The organism is Micromonospora sp. S4605 (assembly GCF_003176715.1).
GTDB classification, from domain to species: domain Bacteria; phylum Actinomycetota; class Actinomycetes; order Mycobacteriales; family Micromonosporaceae; genus Micromonospora; species Micromonospora echinaurantiaca.
This window is the reverse complement of the sequence record NZ_QGSW01000122.1, coordinates 1-2,268: the sequence shown is the minus strand read 5'-3', so window position 1 is coordinate 2,268 and position 2,268 is coordinate 1. Positions and strand designations below refer to the sequence as shown.

At 74.5% G+C, this 2,268-nt stretch carries 2 protein-coding genes; both read right to left on the bottom strand.

Annotated features, from left to right (window positions below; translation table 11 throughout):
• Positions 1-1,218: acyl-CoA dehydrogenase family protein (locus tag DLJ47_RS08070; RefSeq protein ID WP_109899435.1), on the bottom strand; the 1,218-nt coding region annotated here is incomplete at its 3' end.
• On the bottom strand, positions 1,218-2,268 hold a 1,051-nt coding region (locus tag DLJ47_RS08065), incomplete at its 5' end, for a phosphotransferase family protein (protein ID WP_109899434.1). The genes DLJ47_RS08065 and DLJ47_RS08070, both read right to left, overlap by 1 nt.

The following is a 2,268-nucleotide window of genomic DNA, read 5'->3' as shown; positions in this document are numbered from 1 at the left end:
TGAGGGGTGGGTCCAGCGGCGGAGTTCGCGGCGGGCCAGGGAGGCCTTGTGGACCTCGTCGGGGCCGTCGGCGAGGCGCAGCGTGCGCGCCTGGGCCCAGAGCGCGGCCAGCGGGGTGTCCTGGCTGACGCCGGCGCCGCCGTGCGCCTGGATCGCCTTGTCGATCACCCACTCGGCCATCGCCGGCGTGGCGATCTTGATGGCCTGGATCTCGGTGTGCGCGCCCTTGTTGCCGACCGTGTCCATCAGCCAGGCGGTCTTGAGCACCAGCAGCCGGGCCTGCTCGATGCGCACCCGGGACTCGGCGATCCACTCCCGCACCACGCCCTGCTCCGCGAGGGGCCGGCCGAATGCGACCCGCTCGCCGGCCCGCCGGCAGAGCAGTTCCAGGGCCCGTTCGGCCATCCCGATCAGCCGCATGCAGTGGTGGATGCGGCCGGGGCCGAGCCGGGCCTGGGCGATGGCGAACCCGGCGCCCTCGGCGCCGATCAGGTTCTCCGCCGGCACCCGTACGTCGACGAAGTCGATCTCGGCGTGCCCGCCGTGCGGGGCGTCGCTGTAGCCGAACACGGTCATGCCCCGGCGGACCGTGACCCCCGGGGTGTCCCGGGGGACCAGCACCATGCTCTGCTGCCGGTGACGGTCGGCGCCCGGGTCGGTCTTGCCCATCACGATGAAGATCTCGCAGCGCGGGTCCATCGCCCCCGACGACCACCACTTGCGGCCGTTGATCACGTAGTGGTCGCCGTCGCGGGTGATCCGGGTGGCGATGTTGGTGGCGTCGGAGGAGGCCACCTCCGGCTCGGTCATGCAGAACGCCGACCTGATCTCGCCCTCGAGCAGCGGCTCCAGCCAGCGCTTGCGCTGCGCGTCGGAGCCGAACTCGGCGAGCAGCTCCATGTTGCCGGTGTCCGGGGCGGCGCAGTTGACCGCCTCCGGGGCCAGGTGCGGGCTGCGCCCGGTCAGCTCGGCCAGCGGGGCGTACTGGAGGTTGGTCAGCCCGGCGCCGTAGCGCGGATCGGGCAGGAAGAGGTTCCACAGGCCGCGCTTGCGCGCCTCGGCCTTCAGCTCGGCCATCACCGGCGGCCGGGCCCACGGGTCGCCGGCGGCGGCGACCTGCTCGGCGTGCACCGGCTCGGCCGGGTAGACGTGCTCGGTCAGGAACGCGGTCAGCTCACCGCGCAGCTGCTCGGTGCGGGCGTCGTACGCGAAGTCCATCAGCGCTCCCTGGCGGCGGTCAGCCCGTGCGCGACCAGCGGTGCCACCATCTCGCCGATCCGGTCGAAGCCCTCGCCGAGGGTCTGCCCCAGCGTGTGCCGGTAGTGGATGCCCTCGCAGATCACCGCGAGCTTGAAGCAGCCGAGCGCGACGTGCCAGTGCAGCGGGCCGACGTCGACGTCGCTCCGGCCGGCGTACCGCTCGATCAGCTCATCGCCGGTGGGGAAGCCGGCGCGCGGGCCGAGCCCGTCGGCGACCGGGTTGCCGGCCGCGGTCTCGCTGCCGCCGAGCACGTCCCAGTAGGTCAGCAGCAGCCCGAGGTCGGCCAGCGGGTCGCCGAGGGTGGCCATCTCCCAGTCGAGCACCGCCCGGACGGCCACCGGGTCGACGGTGGCGAGGAGGTTGTCCAGCCGGTAGTCGCCGTGCACGATCCGGCCCGCGTTGGCGCCCTCGGGCGCGGTGGCGGCGAGCAGGTCGCGCAGCTCCTCGATGCCCGGCAGCGGCCGGCTGCGGGAGCGTTCCAGCTGCCCGGCCCAGCGGCGGACCTGCCGGGCGAGGTAGCCCTCCGGCCGGCCGAAGTCGGCCAGCCCGACCGAGGCCGGCTCCACGGCGTGCAGCGCGGCGAGGGTGTCCATCATCGCCATCGCCAGCTCCCGCCGCTGCTCCGGGCTGAGCGGGTCGGTCTGGGCGCGGGTGCGGAACACCTCGCCAGGCACCCGTTCCATCAGGTAGAACGGCGCGCCGATCACGTCCGGATCCGGGCAGTGCAGCAGCGCCGCGGGCACCGGCACGTCGGTGCGGGCGAGCGCCGAGATCACCCGGAACTCGCGGGCCATGTCGTGCGCGGTGGCCAGCACATGCCCGAGCGGCGGGCGGCGCAGCACGACCTCGTGCTCGCCGGCGCGCAGCAGGTAGGTCAGGTTGGACTTGCCGCCGGCGATCAGCCGGGCCCGCAGCGGGCCGGTGGCCAGGTCGGGCCGGTGCTCGGCGAGGTAGCCGGCGAGCCGGTCGAGGTCGAGGCCGGCGGGGGACGCCGAGGGGGTGGAGCTC